Origin of the sequence: Rossellomorea vietnamensis, assembly GCF_008180615.1 — a bacterium.
Classification (GTDB): Bacteria; Bacillota; Bacilli; order Bacillales; family Bacillaceae_B; genus Rossellomorea; species Rossellomorea vietnamensis_D.
On record NZ_VTEH01000026.1, the window covers coordinates 25,752 to 48,763 of the forward strand.

23 protein-coding genes, 2 tRNA genes and 2 rRNA genes are annotated in these 23,012 nt (G+C 43.3%); 7 read left to right on the forward strand and 20 right to left on the reverse strand.

Annotated elements, in window-relative coordinates:
• Positions 1-2: 2 nt before the first annotated feature.
• The 3 genes from FZC79_RS21600 to FZC79_RS21610 are packed head-to-tail and all read right to left on the reverse strand — an operon-like array spanning position 3 to position 3,059.
• Positions 3-1,439, reverse strand: a complete 1,437-nt coding sequence (locus FZC79_RS21600) for a sensor histidine kinase (RefSeq protein WP_252183428.1) — start codon at positions 1,437-1,439, stop codon at positions 3-5.
• Positions 1,420-2,091 (reverse strand): response regulator transcription factor, encoded by a 672-nt coding sequence (locus FZC79_RS21605; RefSeq protein ID WP_148948710.1) that lies wholly within the window; start codon positions 2,089-2,091, stop codon positions 1,420-1,422. The genes FZC79_RS21600 and FZC79_RS21605 overlap by 20 nt, the downstream gene beginning before the upstream one ends.
• The gene (locus tag FZC79_RS21610) at positions 2,088-3,059 is read right to left on the reverse strand and encodes a YncE family protein (RefSeq protein ID WP_148948711.1); all 972 of its coding nucleotides are present in this window, start codon (positions 3,057-3,059) and stop codon (positions 2,088-2,090) included. The genes FZC79_RS21605 and FZC79_RS21610 overlap by 4 nt, the downstream gene beginning before the upstream one ends.
• A 277-nt stretch (positions 3,060-3,336) precedes the next feature.
• Between FZC79_RS21610 and FZC79_RS21615 the strand changes: the two genes are divergently transcribed.
• From FZC79_RS21615 to FZC79_RS21630, 4 genes are all read left to right on the forward strand, one after another.
• Positions 3,337-3,594, forward strand: a complete 258-nt coding sequence (locus FZC79_RS21615; RefSeq protein ID WP_148948712.1) for a spore coat protein CotJB — start codon at positions 3,337-3,339, stop codon at positions 3,592-3,594.
• 3 nt (positions 3,595-3,597) lie between these two features.
• Positions 3,598-4,155: a manganese catalase family protein gene (locus FZC79_RS21620; protein WP_148948713.1), complete on the forward strand. Its 558-nt coding sequence runs from the start codon at positions 3,598-3,600 to the stop codon at positions 4,153-4,155.
• A 666-nt stretch (positions 4,156-4,821) separates the two neighbouring features.
• Entirely contained in the window at positions 4,822-5,628 is an 807-nt protein-coding gene (locus FZC79_RS21625; protein WP_148948714.1) for an alpha/beta fold hydrolase, read from the forward strand.
• Between the two features lie 781 nt (positions 5,629-6,409).
• Entirely contained in the window at positions 6,410-7,393 is a 984-nt protein-coding gene (locus FZC79_RS21630; RefSeq protein ID WP_187442922.1) for a sodium:calcium antiporter, read from the forward strand.
• 91 nt (positions 7,394-7,484) lie between these two features.
• Here the strand turns inward: FZC79_RS21630 and FZC79_RS21635 are convergent, their stop codons facing one another.
• The 5 genes from FZC79_RS21635 to groES all read right to left on the reverse strand — a co-directional run bounded on the left by FZC79_RS21635 (position 7,485) and on the right by groES (position 11,739).
• Positions 7,485-8,039, reverse strand: a complete 555-nt coding sequence (locus tag FZC79_RS21635; protein WP_148948716.1) for a nitroreductase family protein — start codon at positions 8,037-8,039, stop codon at positions 7,485-7,487.
• A 132-nt stretch (positions 8,040-8,171) separates the two neighbouring features.
• A complete protein-coding gene (locus FZC79_RS21640; RefSeq protein ID WP_148948717.1) occupies positions 8,172-8,579 on the reverse strand; it encodes a hypothetical protein in 408 nt (135 codons plus the stop codon).
• Between the two features lie 551 nt (positions 8,580-9,130).
• Positions 9,131-9,634 (reverse strand): Uma2 family endonuclease, encoded by a 504-nt coding sequence (locus tag FZC79_RS21645; RefSeq protein WP_148948718.1) that lies wholly within the window; start codon positions 9,632-9,634, stop codon positions 9,131-9,133.
• A gap of 129 nt (positions 9,635-9,763) precedes the next feature.
• Positions 9,764-11,401, reverse strand: coding sequence for a chaperonin GroEL (groL, locus tag FZC79_RS21650; RefSeq protein WP_148948719.1), 1,638 nt, complete (start codon positions 11,399-11,401; stop codon positions 9,764-9,766).
• A gap of 50 nt (positions 11,402-11,451) precedes the next feature.
• Positions 11,452-11,739 carry a co-chaperone GroES gene (groES, locus tag FZC79_RS21655; protein WP_148942392.1) on the reverse strand — a complete coding sequence of 96 codons (288 nt, stop codon included), beginning with the start codon at positions 11,737-11,739 and terminating at the stop codon, positions 11,452-11,454.
• A 415-nt stretch (positions 11,740-12,154) separates the two neighbouring features.
• Here groES and FZC79_RS21660 point away from each other — a divergent pair, with 415 nt between their 5' ends.
• Both FZC79_RS21660 and FZC79_RS21665 read left to right on the forward strand, forming a co-directional pair.
• On the forward strand, positions 12,155-12,898 hold the full coding sequence (locus FZC79_RS21660) for a CPBP family intramembrane glutamic endopeptidase (RefSeq protein WP_148948720.1): 744 nt from the start codon (positions 12,155-12,157) through the stop codon (positions 12,896-12,898).
• The gene (locus tag FZC79_RS21665) at positions 12,895-13,101 is read left to right on the forward strand and encodes a YdiK family protein (RefSeq protein WP_148942394.1); all 207 of its coding nucleotides are present in this window, start codon (positions 12,895-12,897) and stop codon (positions 13,099-13,101) included. The genes FZC79_RS21660 and FZC79_RS21665 overlap by 4 nt, the downstream gene beginning before the upstream one ends.
• 761 nt (positions 13,102-13,862) lie before the next feature.
• Here the strand turns inward: FZC79_RS21665 and FZC79_RS21670 are convergent.
• The 4 genes from FZC79_RS21670 to FZC79_RS21685 form a co-directional block, all read right to left on the reverse strand.
• The gene (locus FZC79_RS21670; protein ID WP_148948721.1) at positions 13,863-14,102 is read right to left on the reverse strand and encodes a spore coat protein; all 240 of its coding nucleotides are present in this window, start codon (positions 14,100-14,102) and stop codon (positions 13,863-13,865) included.
• 208 nt (positions 14,103-14,310) lie between these two features.
• Entirely contained in the window at positions 14,311-15,084 is a 774-nt protein-coding gene (gene tatC / locus FZC79_RS21675) for a twin-arginine translocase subunit TatC (protein WP_148948722.1), read from the reverse strand.
• An 18-nt stretch (positions 15,085-15,102) separates the two neighbouring features.
• Positions 15,103-15,276, reverse strand: a complete 174-nt coding sequence (locus FZC79_RS21680; RefSeq protein ID WP_148942397.1) for a twin-arginine translocase TatA/TatE family subunit — start codon at positions 15,274-15,276, stop codon at positions 15,103-15,105.
• A gap of 49 nt (positions 15,277-15,325) precedes the next feature.
• Entirely contained in the window at positions 15,326-16,000 is a 675-nt protein-coding gene (locus FZC79_RS21685) for a redox-sensing transcriptional repressor Rex (RefSeq protein WP_148948723.1), read from the reverse strand.
• Between the two features lie 368 nt (positions 16,001-16,368).
• Here FZC79_RS21685 and FZC79_RS21690 point away from each other — a divergent pair, with 368 nt between their 5' ends.
• A complete protein-coding gene (locus tag FZC79_RS21690; RefSeq protein WP_148948724.1) occupies positions 16,369-18,303 on the forward strand; it encodes an ABC transporter ATP-binding protein in 1,935 nt (644 codons plus the stop codon).
• A 949-nt stretch (positions 18,304-19,252) separates the two neighbouring features.
• Here the strand turns inward: FZC79_RS21690 and tsaD are convergent.
• The 8 genes from tsaD to FZC79_RS21730 all read right to left on the reverse strand — a co-directional run.
• Positions 19,253-20,272 (reverse strand): tRNA (adenosine(37)-N6)-threonylcarbamoyltransferase complex transferase subunit TsaD, encoded by a 1,020-nt coding sequence (tsaD, locus tag FZC79_RS21695; protein WP_148948725.1) that lies wholly within the window; start codon positions 20,270-20,272, stop codon positions 19,253-19,255.
• Positions 20,265-20,717 carry a ribosomal protein S18-alanine N-acetyltransferase gene (gene rimI / locus FZC79_RS21700; RefSeq protein ID WP_148948726.1) on the reverse strand — a complete coding sequence of 151 codons (453 nt, stop codon included), beginning with the start codon at positions 20,715-20,717 and terminating at the stop codon, positions 20,265-20,267. Before rimI ends, tsaD begins: the two co-directional genes overlap by 8 nt.
• Positions 20,718-20,739: 22 nt before the next feature.
• Positions 20,740-21,429 (reverse strand): tRNA (adenosine(37)-N6)-threonylcarbamoyltransferase complex dimerization subunit type 1 TsaB, encoded by a 690-nt coding sequence (tsaB, locus tag FZC79_RS21705; RefSeq protein ID WP_148948727.1) that lies wholly within the window; start codon positions 21,427-21,429, stop codon positions 20,740-20,742.
• Positions 21,426-21,881, reverse strand: a complete 456-nt coding sequence (gene tsaE, locus FZC79_RS21710; RefSeq protein WP_148948728.1) for a tRNA (adenosine(37)-N6)-threonylcarbamoyltransferase complex ATPase subunit type 1 TsaE — start codon at positions 21,879-21,881, stop codon at positions 21,426-21,428. Before tsaE ends, tsaB begins: the two co-directional genes overlap by 4 nt.
• Before the next feature lie 163 nt (positions 21,882-22,044).
• A tRNA-Asp gene (locus FZC79_RS21715) sits at positions 22,045-22,121 on the reverse strand.
• 115 nt (positions 22,122-22,236) lie between these two features.
• A tRNA-Met gene (locus FZC79_RS21720) sits at positions 22,237-22,310 on the reverse strand.
• A 78-nt stretch (positions 22,311-22,388) separates the two neighbouring features.
• A 5S ribosomal RNA gene (gene rrf, locus FZC79_RS21725) occupies positions 22,389-22,505 on the reverse strand.
• An 89-nt stretch (positions 22,506-22,594) separates the two neighbouring features.
• A 23S ribosomal RNA gene (locus FZC79_RS21730) occupies positions 22,595-23,012 on the reverse strand; the annotation flags it as partial.

The window sequence follows — 23,012 nt, forward strand, 5'->3', positions numbered from 1 at the left end:
CATCACTCATTGCCAAGCGCTATGGATTTAAACGCCAGGCTGATTGAGGTTCCTTTTCCCGGAGCAGACTCTATATCTATTTTCGCTTCATGCTTCATAACAATTTGTTTAACGATAGCCAAGCCCAGTCCGGAACCGCCTTCGTTTCTGGTTCGTGATTTGTGAACCCTGTAGAAGCGGTCCATAATATTGGCCAGGTCCTCAGATGGAATCCCCGGGCCTCTATCCTCGATAGTCAGCACCGTCCATTCTTCTCTTTGTTCCATTTGGATAAAAATCTTTTCTCCCTCTGGTGAGTAACGAACCGCATTATCCAGGAGGTTGCCTATCACCTGCTCCAGCCTGTCGGGGTCACCTTCAATGATGGCCTCTTCATCCAGCTGCAGGTCAAGTTGAATCCTTTTTTGCTCTAGAGGCAGCTTGAATCTTTCGGTAACATCCAGCACCAGCTGCCCAAATGGAATAGGTTCCATCTTCATCGGATAAGAATCGCCTTCGAGTTGCGCGAGGTCCAGTAAATCATTGACAAGGCGGGATAAACGGGCTGTTTCTTTATGAATAATTCCAAGGTATCTCTGCCTTTCTTCTTCACTCTCCACGACACCCTCGAGCATCGCTTCCGTATACCCCCTCATATAACTCAGCGGGGTCCGGAGTTCGTGCGAAACATTCTGCAGGAATTCCCTTCTATTACTCTCGACTTCTTCCAGCGACTTCGCTAATTGATTGAATGACCGTGCCAGCGCCCCCATTTCGTCCGAAGCGGATGCCTCGATCCTTTTTGAAAAATCGCCTGCGGCCATCCGTCCTGAAATCATCTCCATTTTCTTCAGCGGCTGAATCAGCTGGGAGGCAATTTTTCTGCCTGACCAAACGACCACAAGCAATATCAATAGAAGGAGCCCGGCCAAAATATATCGAATCGATTCAAAAGGAGCATATACATCCTCTAAAGGCATATAAAGAAAAATCGCACCGGAGAGCACATCGCCATCCAGCAGTGGAATGGCCACAGCCAGGATGTCCTGATTAAAAACAGGATGCTGCCGGACCATAGTCACCGTTTCACCATTCAATAGCTGCTGCCTTTCTTCAAAGGTGATCAGCGTTTCACTCTCTGCACCTCCGTATGGAAGAGACGCACTCAGCTTCATTGGATCTTCGGTAAAAATCACATCTGCCTCTGAATTGTCTGCCGTCCATTTCAGCCTCTCCTGGAAACTCTCCATATTACGCTCTTCATAATACGCTTCTTCCAGGCTCCGGCCTTGCAGGAGGAGGAGGTCTTCTTGCTTGTCCACATACAACTTTTCGTATAAATAATAGGTTAGCCCGATGGTAATCAGGACCGTGAGCAGCGCCACAACGGCAATGGTGAACCCTATTTTCTGCCGAAGCCCGATCCTGGTCAGCCGGTTTCTAAATGAATTTATAGCCAACACCCCAAACCGTTCCGATATATGGTCCGGCTGTTTTCAGCTTCAGCCTCAAGGTTTTGATGTGAGTGTCCACCGTCCGCGCCGTTCCTTCACTTTCCAATCCCCACACTTTATCCAGAAGCTGCTCCCTGCTGAACACCTGCCCGCGGTTTTGAGCCAATAACGAAAGGATCAGAAACTCTTTTCTAGTCAGGTTCACTGTCGCTCCATCGACCTTCACCACATGTCCTTTCAAATCAATGGACAAACTTTCATGAGTAATCGTCTGGCTTTCTGCGCCAGGACTGCGGTATCCCTTAGACCTTCGGAGAGCCGCTTCGATCCTCGCGACAAGCTCTTTTGGACTGAACGGTTTGACCACATAATCATCTGCTCCGATCTTCAGGCCGGTGACACGGTCATCTTCGCTCCCTTTCGCTGTCAGCATGATGATCGGGACATCAGAAAAAGTGCGGATTTCCCTTGCTGCTTCCAATCCATCCATGACCGGCATCATGATATCCAGCAGCACTAGATCGATTTGCTCATTTCGCAGCACCTCAAGCGCTTCCCTGCCATTTCCTGCCGGAAAAACAGAATAATCATGAGCCGTTAAATAGGAGGTTAAAAGCTGAATCATATCTTTTTCATCGTCGGCCACAAGAATATTCATTGAACTCCCCCTCCCTCGATAATCGCAACCGGACCGCCGCTGATTTCCATTTCCGTTTTCACTTTAAATGTTTGAAGATCTACTATAAATAGAGAATTGCTGTCTATGCTCGAAACATATAACGTCTCCTCATTACCGGTCACATCATACGGATTGGCTCCTGCACTGATTTTTTCCGTGCTTTCTCCGCCAATCTTGTAAAGTTCATGAGAGCCATGGCAGACGACGTACACATCCCCGCCTGATGGAGGACTGAAAAATTTGACCGGCATCAACCCGACCTCTATACGCTGGATCTCCTCCCCGCTTTCCGGATCGATCACATACACATACCTGTTCAATTCCCCATGGACGGGACCATGTCCGCCGATATAAAGCTTTGAATCCTTAACCAGAATTCCTTCCGGGAGATAAGGCACGAGCATTTCCTTTTTCACCTGCAGCGTATCCACCTCAATGGCAGAAATGGAAGAACTCTTCTGATTTACGACATATAGAAGTTTCTCCGTCTCATCCAGAGCCATTGACAGCGGGAACTTTCCTACCGCAATCTCTGAAGTCATTTCTTTCTTTTTTAAATCAAATACTCTCACTCTGTTTTCCCCACTGTCTGCGAGAAATAATTGATGAGTACGCTCGCTGTACAACAGCTCATTTATGCCTTCACCACTACCCTCCCATTGCTCCAAATCACCGTTTTCCGTATTCAGAAGGGAGAGAGAACCGTCTTTACTGGTAAAAGCAATATGAACATCATCTACGCGGACCATGTCCACAATAGGAGAACTCAATTCAATCGAATCTATCACCTTCTGTTTTTCTTTATCAATAAAAGTCAGCCCGGCGTCCTTCAAATGGGAAACCATGACAGCCTCTTCCGCATTCTCCGGTACAGCCAGCGACTCTCCCTGACAGCCCGAGACCAACAACAACATACTGATTAACATTAAAAATATCATTTTATTCATAAAGGACCTCTAATCCTTTCTTTTAGTTAGAGTTTTTCCCAACGCTATCTAGTATAAAAGATAAATTTGAAATCTTTGCGAAGTATTGGGGAACGATTTGTGAAATAACAAACCACTTAAATATAGCGCTGACTCATTTGTATCATTTCCCTGTTTCAGCTGCCAATCAGCTATATTACGAAAACAACAGTTTTATGATGTGCTTACCTCATCCACCCAATCTAAATCAATAGTTTTGAATATAGTAGTAAATGAAGACATATCTAGGAGGTCACTTATGAAAAGACAAGTTCTTTTAGAGAGAATACAGATAGTGGAGTTTGCTCTGTTAGATTTACAGTTGTATCTTGATACACACGCTGCCGATAAATTCGCTTTGGAACAATTCAATCAATTATCCTCTTTGTTACAAGAGCTGAAGGAACAATATGAAAGGAAATTCGATCCCCTGCTGGGAAATGGATTTTCTCAATCGAAGATGACTTGGCAGTGGCTTAATAGTCCCTGGCCATGGCAAATAGACAGGAGGTGTTAAACATTGTGGATTTACGAGAAAAAACTGCAGTATCCTGTAAGAGTAACCAAAACCGATCCAAGAACAGCCAAACTTCTATATGAAGCTTACGGCGGCCAAGACGGAGAGCTGTCAATGGCTCTGCAATATTTAAACCAGCGCTACACCATGACATATGATAGAGTCATTGCTCTATTAACTGATATCGGTACAGAAGAATTGGCTCACGCTGAACTCATAGCATCCTTGATTTATCAGTTAACCAAGGATGCAGCACCGGATCAACTTGAAGAGGCCGGCTTAGCTCCTTCTTTCGCCACTCATGGAAAATCACTGTTCTATCAAAATGCCGCGGGTGTTCCCTGGTCAGCACAATATATCCAGGCAACCGGTGATCCCATTGCTGATCTGTCCAGCAATATTGCCACGGAAGAAAGAGCACGGGTCCTCTACCAGCATCTACTGGAGCTGATTGATGACCCGGAGATACTGGATACTCTGCGCTTTTTAAGAGAGAGGACTATCGTTCATTCTGTTAGATTCAGAGAAGTTTTGGAGCTAGTAAGAGAGGAAACAGACTAATCTTTGATTTTTTCTTTTTGAAGTAAAAGAGGACAAGCACGTTTTAATATTTTTCTCCCTCCTGCCATCTAATAAATAAATCCTTCAAATCTGGTTCTTCTACTAAAAAAATGCTCTCAATAGGTAACGGGTTTGTCTTTAAGTACAACCTTCTAATTAGCCAAAGTAATTGTTGAGTGATTTGCCCCCAAAAACAATGTCTGTTGATTTCCACTCCAGGTGCGTGACTCCGCGGGGCGTGCGGTGAGCCTCCTCGGCTTCGCCTGTGGGGTCTCACCTGTCACGCTAGTCCCGCAGGAGGTCGCGCACCTTCCGTTCCAATCAAATCATTGCTAGATTTTTATAATTAACAACTCTTTTCATATTAATATGGGATTGAAAGTATATAGGAAATTGTGCCTCAAATTAGGGTCCATTTGTATTACCAATTGAACAGAATTACCAACAAGAATACCGCTAAATCAACAAAAAAAGAGTGTCAAAATCAATGCGATTGGACACTCCTTTTGATGTGTAATTTTTAATTCCACTCGAAAACAGAACCCCTTACTCCACAGTTTCTCCATTTCTCCCGGAATAGCTTATCCTTTTTCTGAATTCCAGAAATGAGAATGCATTATGACGAATATACTGTACCAATTGAAAAGAATTCAGGGAGGGCAGGCCATGAATACTTACATTGAAGTGGAGCCAGGAATAGAATTATTTGTACAGGATACCGGCAGCGGCGATCCCATCGTCCTTATTCCGGGTTTTACTTTTACTAGAGAAGTCTTTTCCGAGCAGGTGAAGCATTTCTCCAAAACCCACCGTACAATTGTAATTGATCCGAGAAGCCACGGGAGGTCTACAATGACAGTCCATGGGAATGACTATGTTACCCATGGAACGGATTTGCAAAAAGTGCTGAAGCAGTTAGGGGTCAAGAATGCGACACTTGCCGGCTGGTCCTTCGGATGCTTGACGGTCTGGGAATACATCCGCCAGTTCGGAACAGAAGGCATCAAATCACTTGTCTTGATTGATATGCCTCCAAAGTCTTTATCTCTGCAGCAGGATCAGGAATGGGTGGAAGGCCCGCTTGATGATATGGCTGCCGCTTACACCAACTACCTTCGCAATCCTAAAGGACAACGGGATTTCATTTCTGCTTATGCCAAAGGAGTCATGGTACAGCGAAATCTGAAAGAAGAAGAATTAGAATGGATCGTTGAGCAGTCTCTTAAAACACCTTACTATATCGCAGCTAATTTGTTTTCTTCGGGGCTTTTCTCCGACTATCGTGTTGAAGCAGCATCGAGCAGTGAAACCCTCCCCACTTTATATGTTGTCGCAGAGCACTGGGCAGAAACCGCGACAACATATTTAAGCAAGCTTACTCCTAAAGCTTCGGTGGAAGTACTGGGCGGGCATCTTATGTTTTGGGAGCATAGTGAGAAATTTAATGATATTATTGAGAGATTTTTAGAATGAGGTAAGTAACTTAGCGCCTTTTTTATCTTATTCGGGAGCAGACTAATAGTCGACAAACAGGGGAGCTTTATCCTGAAGAAAATCAAAAACCCGCGATGAATGAGCGAATTCCACGCGGTTTTTTGATTTTGGCTCTGTTAGTTATTATTGTTGTTAATAGATGTTTTGGGTTCATGTACCATTAAGAAGGCATCCACCATTAAGAACAAAAGAATGGGGGTTAATCAATTTGCTGGTCCAATAAATGCTATTGTGAATCTACCCTGCTTTATATAGAAAAATTGATTCTTCCAATTTACAATGGATTCTCACTTCCTCTGGATATGTTGACTGGAGCGGAGGGTGTGCGAGCTCCTGCGGGACTAGCGGGACAGGTGAGACCCCGCAGGCGAAGCCGAGGAGGCTCACCGCCCGCCCCGCGGAGTCGTGCACCCGGAGTGGAAGTCAACATAACCTTTAAAAAACAACAACACCCTTTAACAAAGCCTTGATTTCAAGAAACTGTTATTAACCTGTATACTTTCCAATAATAGGAGAATTACTACTACCACAATAGAATGAGAGTTACACCTGTGCCAGGCTGCGGTGTTCTGCCTATTCTCCTATAACATGCAGCTGCTTTTGAAAATGAGAAAGCAGAAATGTGTTAGAAAGATAGCAGATGGGTAAATGCTTCATATCCTCACATTTTACTATTTGGCTAAGGTATATGAATGTGCATCTGCCTTGCTTGATAGTAGGATTTGAAGCTAACCTGGATGTTAAGGAGTTTTTCATCACCATGACCTGGATATATATCAGTATTTTTATCATTTCTGCGATCATCTCTTCCCTGTCTGCTGTTCATTTATCTAAACACGCGGATACGATAAGCAAACAAACTAAGATGGGGGGATTTTTGGCCGGCACCATTCTCTTAGCTGTCGCGACGTCTCTCCCCGAGTTAACGACGACGGTCTCGGCGAGTGTTATCGGAAGCGCCGATATTGCGGCAGGTAACGGGCTGGGCAGTATATTATTCAATACTCTTGTGTTGTTTTTATTAGATATTCACTTCCGCAGCAAACGTTTATTCCTCCGCGTCTCCCACACTCATATCTATACAGGGGCCATCGCTCTCCTGCTTTGTGTGGTCTCTGCTGGCGGCTTACTCATTAATCATTCTTTTTCAGTACTGAATATCGGGCTCACTAGTTTTATTGTTGCGGTTATTTATGGGGGTGGAATGTGGCTGCTCTCCAAAACCAAGATTGAAGAACCATCTTCAGAAGACACTGTAAATAAGGGTTCAGAAATTACGTCTATTCGCCAGGCGGTACGAAAATTCATACTGTTTTCCATCGCCATTTTTATTTTCGGAAGTGCCCTTTCTCTATCTGGAGATGCTATATCCCGAAGTACAGGCATAAGTGCCACGGTTATCGGGAGCTTCTTAGTTGCCCTCGCGACCTCACTGCCGGATGCCATGGGAGTCTTTATGGCCTTGAGACTAGGCAACATCAATATGGCGATTGGAGCAATCCTAGGCAGTAATATCTTTAATATCTTAGTTGTTGCTATTGGAGATGTATTTTACTTCGAAGGAAGTATATGGCAGGATACAAGCAATGACATTATTTACATTTCATTTATTGGGTTTGTATTAACCGCCATTGTGATGATCATTATAAAAAGAGATCGTACACGCAACTCTTTCACCTATATTCTACCTTCTTTGACCGCCGTCGTTTCTTATCTGCTGGTCATGGGATTTCTTTTTTTCTGAGAACCAGAGAGACAGAAGGAATCCTAAACTAAAAAGGCTTCCGGTTTCAAGGAAATTACCGGAAGCCTTTTTTACGCAGAAAAGCAGGCACTCACTTCTTATAAACAAGAAATTTCTCTTCAATAGGTGTGCGCGGCCTTGGTGCAGGGGCTTCTTCAAAATATCCCATATGAAGAAAAGCTACAATCTTCTCCCCAGACTGCACTCCTAATGCCTCACGTGCTTTTGGATCATAATTGTGAGGATTCGTTTTCCAAACAACTCCGAGCTTCTGTTCCCACGCAAGCAGCTGGAAGTTTTGGATCATGCAGCTCACCGCTCCATAATCTTCGTCCCATTGCTTCTGCCTTGGATCTTCTTTCATGACCACAATTAAAAATGCTGACGGCTGGCTGAAGTAATTCCGTCTATTCTCCTGCATCCCTGCTGGAAACCATTGTACAGCTTCCTCTACAAACTCTTCTTTTCGTTCTGTCGGCACAAAAAGAAAACGCCATGGCTCTCTTAATCCGTGATTGGGTGCCCATACCGCATCACTCAATATTTCTTTCACAACCTCTTCTGTAACTGGTTTGGCCGTATACCCCGTTTTGATGGACCTTCGTTCGCGAATTGCTTTTGCTATTGGTGATAGTACCTTCTCCAATTTTATATCCTCCTTTAAATTTTTCTATGTAGACAAACAGTCCGTAACAGCACTAACGTTATACAGAAAAATCGTTCTCTGATATAGAGAACGACTATTACATTGAGCAGAAGAACAAGAAGGATAACCTGACTACAGAGATACCTTCATATTGCTATCTGCCGCCGCTGCCAGCTTCTCTCTATACTCTTTTACCTCTATCCATTTCTCTGCTGCCTCTTTAAACTTTCCCTCATCATTAAGGTCAAGAGCTTTATTTACGCAAAAATTTAGATAATTAATTTGAAGCTCAAGATCCGTTTCTGTATAAAATAAGCCTTGTAAATAATAGTGAGTTAAATCCTCGACAGCTATATGAAAACTGGAATGATTCACTTGGACTAAAACATACCAGCCGTTTACCATGTTATATGTACGCTCATATTGAAAGCTGATGATATCTCCCTGACTGACCTTTATCTTATCCGAATGTTCCTTACCTGGACAAAAGCAATCAATCTTGTGAACAAATGATTGTACGGCAATATAATGATTCACCATTCTTTTTCCTCCATTTAGAATAGTACTCTATCGTTTACTCATCTCGAGCTGCCCCTTCATTAAATGGTATCTGTTCTAAACAATTTTTCGAACCACAGCATGGACAGTGCTCACCATCAACGCTATATTCACCTTCATCAAGTTCCTGTGTATAGACATAAAAGCACCATTGGCACATTATAAATTCGATTTTCCTCGCCTGCCTTTCCAGCCTCTTTACGTTTTCAAAAGTGGGTTCTTATATAAGTTTCTTATTGCCTCTATATAAGAAGCAATAAGAAACCGGCATATGAACCTGATAAAAGAGGGGGTATCAAGTTCTAAGCGCAGGGAACAAATGAGAACTGTTATCATTTGTGATTTTATTATATATGATAATGATTCTCAATGTCAACTGTGTATCATAGACTTTTATAAACCTTATTGCGGCTCAGGGATATATAGGCAATGGAACCTTTGCAGAAGAGCCTTGGGACGTTTCTACAGACAAAAAAGAGTGCCTGACCCCAGGACGCTAAAGTATTAACACACTGGGGGACAGGCACTTTAATTTATTCAAATATTTGATTTAGATCTATTTCTAATCTATTCAAAATATTTACGGTAATTGTATCAACTTTTGTGTAGACTCTTTGAAACTTGTATTGATCATTGATTAATAGATACATTTCTACAGATTCGTTCACCGGGTCAACAAGCCAGTACTCTTTCACCCCTGCTTTTTCATAGAGCTGAAACTTTTTCCAGCGATCTAACTTAACAGATGAAGGGGAAAGGATTTCAATGATAATATCAGGTGCTCCATTGCACCCCTTCTCATCAAGCTTTTTCCGATCACACACAATCGATAAATCAGGTTGAACAACATTATTTATATCATCATCTTGTTTATTTTCCACTAATAGCCTTACATCAAATGGCGCAAAAAAAACTTCACCTTCTTCTTCTCGCAAGAAAATCGAAAAAGCTGTAGATAGCTCTCTGAGAACCTGTTGATGCCTGCGTGATGGAGCAGGAGACATTACAAAAACAACAATCTTTGTGAAAATAGCCATTAATATAAAGAAAGAGGCTTCTCAATAAGTTTAATCAACTAATGAGAAGCCTCTTTTATAAACCGAATGTTAGCATTTTGTTAGCAGATGACTTGAAAACCTAATCATTTCAAGGGGTGAAGCGGTTTATTACATCATTCCGCCCATTCCACCCATTCCGCCCATGCCGCCCATATCAGGCATGCCGCCGCCGTTTTCTTCAGGAATGTCAGCAACAACTGCTTCAGTTGTTAAGAACATTGCTGCAACGGAAGCTGCGTTTTGCAGTGCAGAACGAGTTACTTTTGTTGGATCTACGATACCGGAGTCGATCATGTTGACCCACTCGCCAGTAGCTGCGTTGAATCCTACGCCAACTTCTTCTTTTTTCAGGCGCTCAACGATGATAGACCCTTCAAGTCCAGCGTTGTGAGCAATTTGACGGATTGGCTCTTCAAGCGCGCGAAGAACGATCTTGATACCTGTTTTCACATCGCCTTCAGCTTCGATAGCAGAAACTTTGTTGTATACGTTCACTAGGGCAGTACCACCACCGGAAACGATACCTTCTTCTACAGCCGCACGAGTTGAGTTCAATGCGTCTTCGATACGAAGTTTGCGCTCTTTCAATTCTGTTTCAGTAGCCGCACCAACTTTAACTACCGCTACACCGCCGGCAAGTTTTGCAAGGCGCTCTTGTAATTTTTCACGGTCAAACTCAGAAGTTGTTTCTTCCATTTGAGAACGGATTTGGTTTACGCGGGCAGAGATTTGATCCGGCTCGCCTGCACCTTCAACAACTGTTGTGTTTTCTTTTGTAACAACGATTTTCGCTGCGCGTCCAAGCTGTGTGATATTCGCAGATTTAAGATCCAATCCAAGATCTTCTGTGATCACTTCACCGCCTGTTAGGATGGCAAGGTCTTCAAGCATAGCTTTTCGACGGTCACCGAATCCAGGAGCTTTTACAGCTACTGCATTGAATGTTCCGCGAAGTTTGTTCACTACTAATGTAGCAAGTGCTTCACCTTCAACATCTTCAGCAACGATCAATAGTGGCTTGCCTTGTTGTACGACTTGCTCAAGTACTGGAAGGACTTCCTGGATGTTTCCGATTTTCTTGTCAGTGATCAAGACATACGGATTTTCAAGGACTGCTTCCATTTTGTCAGAATCTGTTACCATGTAAGGAGATGCATATCCGCGGTCGAACTGCATACCTTCCACAACGTCAAGCTCTGTAGAGAATCCTTTAGACTCTTCGATTGTGATGACGCCGTCGTTTCCAACGCGCTCCATAGCTTCAGCAATCAATTGTCCAACTTCTTCGTCAGCAGCAGAGATAGCCGCAACTTGTGCGATGGACTCTTTGCTTTCGATTGGTTTAGAGATTGCTTTCAGCTCTTCGATTGCAGATTGAACCGCTTTTTCGATACCTTTACGGATACCTACAGGGTTCGCACCAGCAGTAACGTTTTTAAGACCTTCACGGATCATCGCTTGTGCAAGAACCGTTGCAGTTGTTGTACCGTCACCGGCGATTTCGTTTGTTTTGCTTGCTACTTCAGCAACAAGCTTCGCACCCATGTTTTCAAAAGCATCTTCAAGTTCGATTTCTTTCGCGATTGTCACACCATCATTAGTGATTAGCGGAGAACCGTATTTCTTCTCAAGTACCACGTTGCGTCCTTTTGGTCCAAGAGTTACTTTTACTGCGTTTGCTAATTGATCTACACCGCGAAGCATGGAACGGCGTGCTTCTTCGCTGAATTTAATATCTTTAGCCATTTAAAAAGACCTCCTTATATTGGTTAGGTATATTTTCAGATAAAGATTAATTATTCGCCGATTACAGCCAGAATGTCACTGTCACGAAGGATCAGGTATTCTGTGCCTTGGTATTTCACTTCTGTACCAGCATATTTTGAGAAGATGATTTTATCGCCCGCAGCCACATCAAGAGCTGCACGCTCACCATTATCAAGAACCCGGCCTGCACCTACAGCAATAACTTTGCCCTCTTGTGGTTTCTCCTTAGCTGAATCCGGCAGAACGATACCGCTTGCTGTCTTTTCTTCTGATTCTACTAGCTCAATAACGACGCGATCACCTAGTGGTTTTAACAAGTGAAACAACCTCCTCATATATTATGTAAGTATTCGTATTTATTAGCACTCGTTAAGGTTGAGTGCTAACACAACTATTATAATAAATAATTCGAATCCATTTTGCAAGAGTCCTGCTTAAAATTTTTTTCGTCAAATTTCCTGAAAAAACACACCTTCTTATTTTATGTCGCAGCTGGTATTTTATGCCTCTCAACCGGATTCCTGCAGAAAATCGGAAGTTAAGGCTCTGCTTTGGCGGCCTTAGTAAGGCTCGGCTCCCTATCGAAAAATGGTTCTTATTCTGCCTGCTCTTTCGTATAAAAGAAAGAAAAGCTCTTTCTTTGCGAAAAGGGCTCTTTATTAGTAGAATTGTAAGGAAAAGCGGAAGCTAATAAGGATTGCAATGACAGATTCAATATAAGGAGACATCACGTTGAAAAAACAATATGGATATGTTCTTATAGCCTATATCACCATGCAGCTCTCGAGCATCCTCGGGATTCCTTTGTTTTACCACGCAGCCGTCAATTGGTTCAACCAGTCAAGCGATCAGGCAGAGGCGGTTGTACCCGGTTACTGGCTGGTTTTTTCATTCTCGATTACGCTGCTTATTGTCTGGGCTATTTTACGAAAATCAGAAGCATCCACCCGCCTGGAAAGAGAAGCTCCCATGTCGCCTGTGTTCTCGGCACTATGGGCGATAGCCGGTATATTCATGGCTTTCTTCGCACAGGCTATAGCCATCAACATCGAGCGCCTTCTTGGAATTGAGATGGGCTCGGAAAATACAGAAAATATTGTCAGGATCATTGATTCTGTGCCTTTGGCAATGATTGTGGCTGCTGTCATCGGGCCAATTCTGGAAGAGATTGTGTTTCGAAAGATTATTTTCGGTGCTCTTTATCAGCGTTTTTCATTTATCCTTTCCGCGCTGATCAGTTCGGTCATCTTCGCATTTGCACACTTCGAGCCGGAACACGTCCTTTTATATTCGGCCATGGGCTTCACCTTTGCGTTCCTTTATGTTAAAACCAAAAGGATCATCGTGCCGATTATCGCCCACGTGTCGATGAACTCCCTCGTCGTGCTGATGCAGTCCATTTTCAGGGAAGATATCGAAAAAATGATTGAAGAAGCGGAGAGAATTCAAGGATTTATAGGAGGATTATTTCTATGAGGAGATCACCTTTGTTCAGCGGCATTCTTTACATCCTCCTCGGAGTTTTGTTTACGTACTTTGCCGTTATCAATGTAAACGACAATGGCTGGGGATTTTTCGCTTACCTTATGGTGCTGCTGGCCACCCTTGATTTCGGATCCGGAATCAGAATGGTTGCCATGCATTTTAAAATTAAAAAACAGTTGAATGATAAGAAATAGTGGAAGCCTTTAAGAGGGCTTCTTTTTTATGCTGTTTTCCAGTCTCTTTTCATAAACTCTGCTGCTATTTGACACACTATTTCAGAAGAAAATAATTATAATTCACCGAAATAACCTGGTAAACATGAAAAGAAAAGAGCTGCTCTTCAAGATTCGAGCGAAAACCCTTAGTATCTGGAGAAAATTTTTTTCCCAAAAGCAACAATGTATGCGAAAACAGCCTTTTTCTAAAAGATTGCCTCTTTTTGAATCCATCTTACAGGAGGATATTTACTGCAAGCCTGCGGGGACCAGGCGGGAAGTTGAGAATGAGGTTACATACCAGCTGGAAACGGACAGCTCCCTCATTGTTTCACAACCAGTCGATGCACCCCACATGGAACAGTGAGCAGCCGCTATATCAGTTTGGAGGCATGGATCTGGATTCTCGCTAGTAAATAAGGGGAAAAATTCCCTTTATTTTACGAAATAGCTTTCGAAACAGCTTAAATAGAGGGAGAAATTCCCCTTAAATGTTATAAAAACTAGAAAATAGGCGCTTCTGCTTTAGATAAGGGGAAAATTTCCCCTTATTCAGCATCGAAATAGGCTCAATATGCATTTAGCGGGAATTTCTCCCCTTATTTTTTCATATGATTACTCAATTTATGACTCATTCGGAGTCGTTCGACTGTAGAGGAAATTCATAACTCTTCAACACCCCCGCCAACCTAAGGACATAAAAAGAGCTTCTCCCATTAAGGAAAAGCTCTTTTCACCACCTAATAGTAAGGATACGGATAATAAGGGTATGGCGGGTAATAATAGGGTCTTGGAGTCAATAAGGCCCCTGCCGCCAGCCCGGTTATAAATGGAAGTCCGAAACCGAAGCCGAAACCTGGCCGCCCAAATCCAAAGCCGGGGCGTCCGAAACCAAAGCCAGGACGGCCAAAGCCGAAACCGGGACGTCCGAAGAAAATTCTTTGATCGTTAGGATTAATTCCATGGTGATTCACGAACATCTTCCTCCTCATTCTCTAGTCTAATGTCACTTACACTATAAAATATGAATGAGACAAGGAAGCCTCTTGGGTATTCGCCCCAGATTTCCTATATTTTCAACAAAGTTCCCACACACTTTAGCCCTTTAACGTACGAAGAGGGACTGTCCCTTTTTGCGCTTTAAAGGACTAAAGCAACCAGTTCAAAAAAAGGAACAACCAATTAAGGTTATTCCTCTCTTTTTCTTTCTTCTTCATAGAGTTCTCTCTGCAGCTGTTGTTCTGCCTGGAGCACCTTTTTATAGCCGATTTTGGAAACCCAGATGCTGATTTCATAAAGAAACAGCAGCGGTACTGTCACCATCAAATGGGATACAATGTCGGGTGGCGTGATGAGCGCTGCGATCACCAGCAAGATGAAATACGCATAGCGTCTCATTTGCCCCATAAACATTGGGGTGATGATGCCCAGTCTGGTCAAAAACAGCATGACGACCGGCAGTTGAAACAGCAGCCCGAAAGGAACGGTCAGCTGGAACAGGAAATGGAAGTATTCATTGATTCCGATGACCTGCTGTATATCCAACTGATCGGACAAATTCATCATGAAGCCGACCACATACGGAAAGAGAATGAAATAAGCGAAAGATAATCCTCCCAGAAAAAGCAGCAGGGATATCGGGATATAGCTTAAGGTTACTTTTCGTTCTCTTTCCAGCAGACCCGGGCTGATGAACGCCCAAAATTGGAATAAAATCAGCGGAGAAGTCAGGATCAACGAGATGAAGACCATCATCTCCAAATAAATTTTCAATGGATCTGTCAATCTAAAAGCATTCATGGTCAGCTCTTTCGCTTCATCCGCATGCTGAAGATATCGTATCAGGGGCTCTGCGAGAAAGAAGCTGCCCAGGAAGGCCAACATGAAGAAAACGACTACAAACATGAGCCGTTTCCTGAGTTCTCCTATATGTTCATAAATCGTCATTTCGTTATGACTCATAGCGTTCAATCCTTACATTTACTTAGCATCTTTATCTTTGCTGTCATCATCATCTGCTAAGCCTTTTGTTGCGTTTTTAAACTCACGCAATGTATTTCCCATTGCTTTGCCCAATTCCGGCAGTTTCTTCGGTCCGAAAATCAATAGAGCTACAATTGCGATCAATATGAGGCTACCTGGTCCTAGTGGCATAACGCTCACCTCCTTGTTCTATCATAACTTATCGTTTTTATTTTTGCTATCATGTTCTATTTTCTTCTTGTGACATTTCGGTGTCTTCTTCAGAATAGTTTTTCAGGAAATATACCAGCGACTGAAGTTCTACCGCCAGATCAATATGATGTATCCTGATATGATCTGGTGCTGTCAGCCGGGCAGGTGTGAAATTCAAGATTCCTTTAATGTTGGCCTCGACAAGCCTGTCGGTAATGTTTTGGGCCGATCCAACAGGAACAGTTAGTATCGCTACCTCTATATCATTGTCCTCCAGATGTTTCTCCATATCATCGAGACTGTATACCGGTACGTCACTGATGATAGATCCCACCTTTTCAGGAGCGACATCAAACGCCATCTCTATTTTTGTATTATTATTTTTGATAAAATTATAGTGAAGAAATGCGGTCCCCAGGTTTCCTACACCGATCAGGACGACCTTCGTCAACTCATCCTGGTCGAGCGTTTTGCTGAAGAATGAGAGCAGATAGTTAACATTGTAACCATACCCTTTCTTTCCTAACGCACCAAAGTAAGAAAAATCCCTTCGGATTGTGGCGGAGTCTACCTTTACTGCTTCACTCAGCTCCTTCGAAGAAACCCGCTGTTTTCCCGAGGAGTGTAAATTCTTGATAAATCTATAGTATAACGGCAGCCGTTTAGCTGTCGCTTGTGGAATCTTTGCACTTTCCTGATTCATTACCATTCCCCCACAAATTGATTCGCTTGAGCTTTAAGCTTACCTCTCACTTCATCACACTGATAACGCTTCCATATGAACGTGGGAAGTCATCTTTCCATTTTGTGCTTGTTGACGCCATATGTCAATTCCTTTTCATGGAAAACTTAATCTAACTACACCATGCGACTCTAAGCTTATTTCCGTCCACACTATCATACACTATTTTGCCCTTCCTGTCTGTCCGTTCGACAGGGTGTAACACCCTTAACATTGCCGTCGCTGTTGATTTTGCGATACACTATACTAATAAGCATTCCGTTAAATAAAGCTTGCTTTTGCGCTCTTTTCCACGCAAAAAAAGAGCCTACTATATAGAGGTGAATGAAATGATATTATTACAAGTCAATCAAATCGTTAAGTCCTTCGGGGCTGACGTGATCCTGTCCAATATAAAGCTCGAACTTCAGAACCGCGACAGAGTAGCTCTTGTCGGAAGGAACGGAGCGGGTAAATCTACATTATTAAAAATCATTTCCGGACAGCTTTCCTATGATTCCGGCGATATTATCAAGCCTAAAGAAACGACCATTGGATACCTCGCCCAGCATACCGGCCTCGAATCCGGTTTATCCATCTGGGATGAAATGCTTTTGGTCTTTGATGACCTGCGCAAGATGGAGGAAGATTTAAGGAAGCTCGAGCAGCAGATGGCGGATCCTGCTGTTTATGAAAATGAAGAAAAATACAGCAGGGTCCTGAAAGAATATGATAGTACGCAGGTAAAATTCAAGGAATCAGGCGGTTATCAATTCGAAGCGGATATCCGTTCCGTCTTGCATGGCTTGAACTTTGCCGGCTTTGATTATAGTACACAGATTTCCACACTAAGCGGAGGGCAAAAAACCCGCCTGGCTCTCGGAAAGCTTTTACTGACAAAGCCTGATATTCTGATTCTGGACGAGCCTACCAATCACCTTGATATCGATACACTATCCTGGCTGGAGCAGTATCTCCAAGGCTATGAAGGGGCGATCCTCATCGTCTCCCATGACCGTTACTTTTTAGATAAAGTCGTGAATCAGGTTTACGAAGTTTCCCGCTCCAACTCGAAGAAATATCACGGCAATTACAGTCAGTTCCTTGAAATGAAGGCGGAAATGTTCGAAAGAGAGATGAAACAGTTTGAGCGCCAGCAAGAAGAAGTGGCTAAACTGCAAGATTTCATCCAGAAAAACATTGCCCGCGCTTCCACGACAAAGCTCGCGCAAAGCCGACGAAAGAAACTGGAGAAAATGGATATCATGGACCGCCCCCAAGGCGATGAAAAATCCGCAACCTTCTCCTTTACCATTGACCGTCCAAGCGGAAATGATGTTCTTAAAGTCAATGACTTGGCAATTGGATATGGAGAGGATGTCATTTCCTCTTCCTTAAACATGTCCATGTCAAAAGGTGACAGTGCCGCCCTTGTAGGTCCAAATGGGGTCGGAAAATCAACGCTTTTAAAAACCTTAATCCAAAGGCTGAAACCTATTAAAGGAGACTTCACCTTTGGCTCCAATGTTTCCATAGGCTATTATGATCAGGAGCAGGCAGAACTCTCATCCAATAAAACCGTCTTAAATGAACTGTGGGATGAATACCCAATGAAAGATGAGAAAGACATCAGAACGGTTTTGGGCAACTTCCTCTTTTCCGGTGAAGATGTCTTGAAGCCTGTATCTACTCTTAGCGGAGGGGAAAAAGCCAGACTGGCCCTTTCGAAACTGATGCTGCAAAAAGCGAACCTGCTGATCCTTGATGAGCCAACCAACCACTTGGACCTGGACAGCAAAGAAGTGCTGGAGTCCGCCCTGATAGATTATCCGGGAACCATCCTATTTGTTTCGCATGACCGTTACTTCATTAACCGGATTGCTACAAAGGTGGTCGAGTTATCACAGAATGAAGCAACCGAATTTCTTGGAGATTACGACTACTATATTCAGAAAAAGAACGAGATACTTGAACTTGCCCAGCTTGAGCAAAGCAATTATGTTAACAGTCCTGCTCCTTTAAAAACAGAAAAACAAAACTATCAGCAGGATAAAGAAGCGAAAAAGCTGGAGAGACAGCGTAAAAGACGGGTAGAAGAACTCGAAGAACTAATGGAAGAACTTGAGGGGGCCATAAGCAGGATAGAGACTGACTTATGTGATCCTGATATCTTTCAAGACCATGAAAAAGTAGTGAAGCTGAACAGCGAACTGGAAGAAGCAAAACAATCACTAGAAGAATATATGGAAGAGTGGACCGAAATCGAAGAGCTCCTCCAAACTTAAAAAAACTGCTTCAGGTGAATATCCTGAAGCAGTTTTACTTTTTTATAAATGCTCTTTTATAAACTCTGCTGTGCAACCAGATGAAAGCCCTCTTACTCAGAAGATCCAGAATTCTATTTCAGTCATGGTATTCCACATAGTTATTCACAGAAAAAATGTTATTTTCTCTTTATTCACACCACTTTTCCACATAATCCACAATTTAATCCACAGTTATCCCCATTACTAACAAAAAAATAGGAAAATTTTCCTTGTTCTTTTACACAAGGAAAACGATAGTTATCAACAAGTTGTCCACAGACTGTGTACAAAACACATGTTCTTATTAAGGCATACTCATCCGTTTACTTATACCCCTTATTTTTCTCGGAGTAACCTTTTCTTCACCAATAGTTATCCCCGAAGTGTGGAAATCCTGGGGGTATCTTTATGTTTTTGAGAATATTAAGCTCAGATGGCCATACTAGTTTTCCACATCATCCTGTTATCCACAAGGTTTTAAGTATGATGCCAATAAAAGATTCACCTTAGATTGCTTGAATCAAGGGTCTCTTGAACGATCCTGGAGACACTCTACAACTCAAAACACGGTTTCCACTGGTCTCTTAGACACTCCTTGAGACCACTTCATCTCGAAATTCGCATTCTACGGGTCTCTTGAACACTCATTGAGACCCTCTAAACTTTGAAAGAGAGATAGGTTATGGTTCCCCTCCTTCTTCTTACATATTGTGAGGGAAAACCAACTGCTCATGACCGAAGTTCACGTAGCCTCGTACATATCTTGATGAAAAACCATCCTCTTCCGACCGAAGTTCCCACAACTTCATACACTACTTATAAAAAATCATCCTCTCCCTACCGAAGATATCTTAATAGCTCCCCAAACTTAAATACGCTCCCCCACTAATCATCAAACAAAAAAGCCTGAGAGATTTCTCCCTCAAGCCTAAAAACTTTCTATATCAAGACCCGGATTGGCATTCATCGCCATCGAGCCCCGCTTCCCTTTATCAAACTCAATTGTTCCCGCAGCCGCAATCATCGCAGCGTTATCTGTACATAGCGACAAAGGAGGCACGACAAGCTCCACTCCATCAAGAGCACCAAACTCTTTTTCCAATGTACTTCTTAATCCTCTATTGGCTGCAACGCCGCCTGCCAGTAGAACCTGTCCAACTCCGTACTGCTTTGCCGCCTTTAGAGTCTTAGTGACAAGTACATCAATGACACTCGCCTGAAAACTCGCAGCAAGCGTTTCCTGAGCAATGGTTTCCCCACGCTGTTCAGCATTGTGGACAGTGTTGATAACAGCTGACTTCAGCCCGCTGAAACTAAAGTCAAACGAGTCCGCTTCCAGCCATGCTCTCGGCAGATTAATCTCCGGTTTTCCTTCTGCTGCCAGCCGGTCGATATGCGGACCTCCAGGATAAGGCAGGCCAAGTGTCCTTGCTACTTTATCATAAGCTTCTCCAGCAGCATCATCCCGAGTCTCTCCGATCACTTCATAAGATCCATGCTCTTTCATATATACCAATTCTGTATGGCCGCCGGATACAACTAAGGAAAGAAGAGGAAATTTCATGTCTGTCACTAATCGGTTTGCATATATATGTCCGGCGATATGATGAACACCGATAAGCGGAATGCCGTGAGCAAAAGCCAATGCCTTAGCTGCATTTACCCCAATTAGCAGGGCACCTACAAGGCCAGGCCCTTCCGTAACAGCGATCGCATCCAATTCCTTTAAACTCATTCCAGCCTGATCGAGCGCTTCCTCTATCACAATCGTGATTTGTTCCACATGATGGCGTGAGGCAATCTCTGGAACTACTCCACCAAATCGCTTATGGCTTTCGATTTGAGAAGCAACAACATTTGATAGAATCTCTTTACCGTTTTTAACAATGGAGACCGCTGTCTCATCACAGCTCGTTTCCATTCCTAGGATATACGTATCTTTACTCATATAATTTCACCCACATAACTAATGCATCCTCTTGGTTGTCAGAATAGTAATTTTTGCGGATTCCGCCTTCCGAGAATCCGAACTTCTTATACAAAGTTTGAGCAGGAGTATTACTGACCCTTACTTCAAGCGTCATGGTCACTGCTCCCATTTCCTTTGCGATTTCAATCATGCTTTCCATCAATCTATCTCCAAGGCCTTGCCCTCTGTAAGAAGGAAGGACAGCGATGTTGGTAATATGGGCTTCATCCACGATGATCCAAACTCCGCAATAACCGATGACCTTGCCTTTGTCTTCAATGACGATATATGTCGCAAAATGGTTCGTCTCTATTTCATTGAAAAAAGCATCCCTGCTCCATGGAATGGTAAAAGACTCTGTTTCCACTTCCATGATATCATCTAAATCTTCCACACTCATTAATCTTATTGTATAATCGCTCATTTGCCATTCCCCAATAACACAGCTATTTTTGTGATTCTCTCCACTTAGCTTCTGCTTCTGCAAGCCTGATATAGTTCGGTACAAGACCGTGAACATTTTCTTCAGAACGATCCATTCCAAGCCTGATCAATTCAGATGGACGTGGATTATGACTTGCCATGTCCCCAAAAACGGCTTGATCCGCCAATCTGCTATGAAATACTTCGTGATGAATTTTCACATCATGTCCTACAAACAAAACCTTCTGCTCATATTGGCTCATCATTTCAGCCCATTGCTCAGCCGGCAAATTGGCATCTTCTATTATGCACTCCAACTTTCCTTCACTGAACTTGTAAAGCCCAGTATATAACTGCCCTCTCCTCGCATCAAACAAAGGAGAGATCAACCCGTCAAAGTACCTTCCTGATGACGCCAGTACAGCCAGCGATGAAACACCAACTACAGGAATATTCAATGACCACGCCATAGTTTTGGCAATGGTCACACCTATTCTCACACCTGTATAAGACCCCGGGCCATTAGCCACTACAATTTTATCCAAATCAGCTGGTGCAATTCCGCAGTCCTTCATCAGTATATCCACTGCCGGCATTGCCCTCAGAGAGTGGTTCTTCTTGATATTCGTTATAAACTCACCAATTACTTCATTGCCATCCACCAGCGCGATGCCCAATTGGTAATTGGAAGTATCAATCCCCAAGATCTTCATTCAAAAATCTCCTTACATAACATTTCATATCTGTCGCCCGACGGCTCCAGTATAATCTTTCTTTCTTCTTCAGATATCCTCATTATCGTGACAGCCAGCCTTTCTTCCGGAAGCTGATCCTTAATCAAATGTGCCCACTCAACGACCGTCACACCGCCGCCATCAAAATATTCGTCAAAGCCAAGATCCTCGAAAGAATCATCCAGGCGATAGACATCCATGTGATATAAAGGCAGCCGCCCCTGATATTCTTTAATGATCGTAAAGGTCGGACTATTTACATTGCGTTTAACCCCAAGACCCTTTGCCAGTCCCTTGGTAAACGTTGTCTTTCCGGCACCAAGATCGCCCTCTAAGGTTAAGACGTCATTTTCTATTAGCATCCCGGCAATCCGTCCGGCAAATTCGCCTGTCTGCTCCGGGCCGCTTGTTATAAATTCATACGTAGCCATAACTATCTCCTTTAATGTATAAAAAAACCTTAGGATACAAGTCACTTCCTAAGGATGCAGTATATATGTAGTTTACCCGATTTCATCTGGTTGAGCAAAAAAACCGGCATAAAGACAAAAAAAATAACGAAACATCGTTTCGCTAAACTTCTAAAGTAATAGATGGCGGTCCGGACGGGACTCGAACCCGCGACCTCCTGCGTGACAGGCAGGCATTCTAACCAACTGAACTACCGGACCAAGGATTTTTGCTAGCAAGCAAAATATCCTTCATTATTGTAAGGACTAATAAATACTTTTCAAAATATCTATCCTTAAAATGAAGGGTAATATTTTGTTGCTATACAAAATGGTATTGCGGGGGCAGGATTTGAACCTGCGACCTTCGGGTTATGAGCCCGACGAGCTACCGAACTGCTCCACCCCGCGACAATAATAATGATACATAATATGCAGCCTATTAAGAAAAGTTCCTCTTTTCAGCCCATATTATTGGAATTCATTCCAGCCTGGCGACGTCCTACTCTCACAGGGGGAGATCCCCCAACTACCATCGGCGCTGAAGAGCTTAACTTCCGTGTTCGGCATGGGAACGGGTGTGACCTCTTCGCCTTAATCACCAGACTGTATGAAATTGAAAGAACATTGTTCTTTCAAAACTAGATAAAGTATTAGAAGAAAGAAGAAAGTATTCCGAGTTTCGCTGTTATTTCGTGGTTAAGTCCTCGATCGATTAGTATCTGTCAGCTGCACGTGTCGCCACGCTTCCACCTCAGACCTATCTACCTGATCATCTTTCAGGGATCTTACTCACATAAAGTGATGGGAAATCTCATCTCGAGGGGGGCTTCATGCTTAGATGCTTTCAGCACTTATCCCTTCCGCACATAGCTACCCAGCGATGCCTTTGGCAAGACAACTGGTACACCAGCGGTGCGTCCATCCCGGTCCTCTCGTACTAAGGACAGCTCCTCTCAAATTTCCTGCGCCCACGACGGATAGGGACCGAACTGTCTCACGACGTTCTGAACCCAGCTCGCGTACCGCTTTAATGGGCGAACAGCCCAACCCTTGGGACCGACTACAGCCCCAGGATGCGATGAGCCGACATCGAGGTGCCAAACCTCCCCG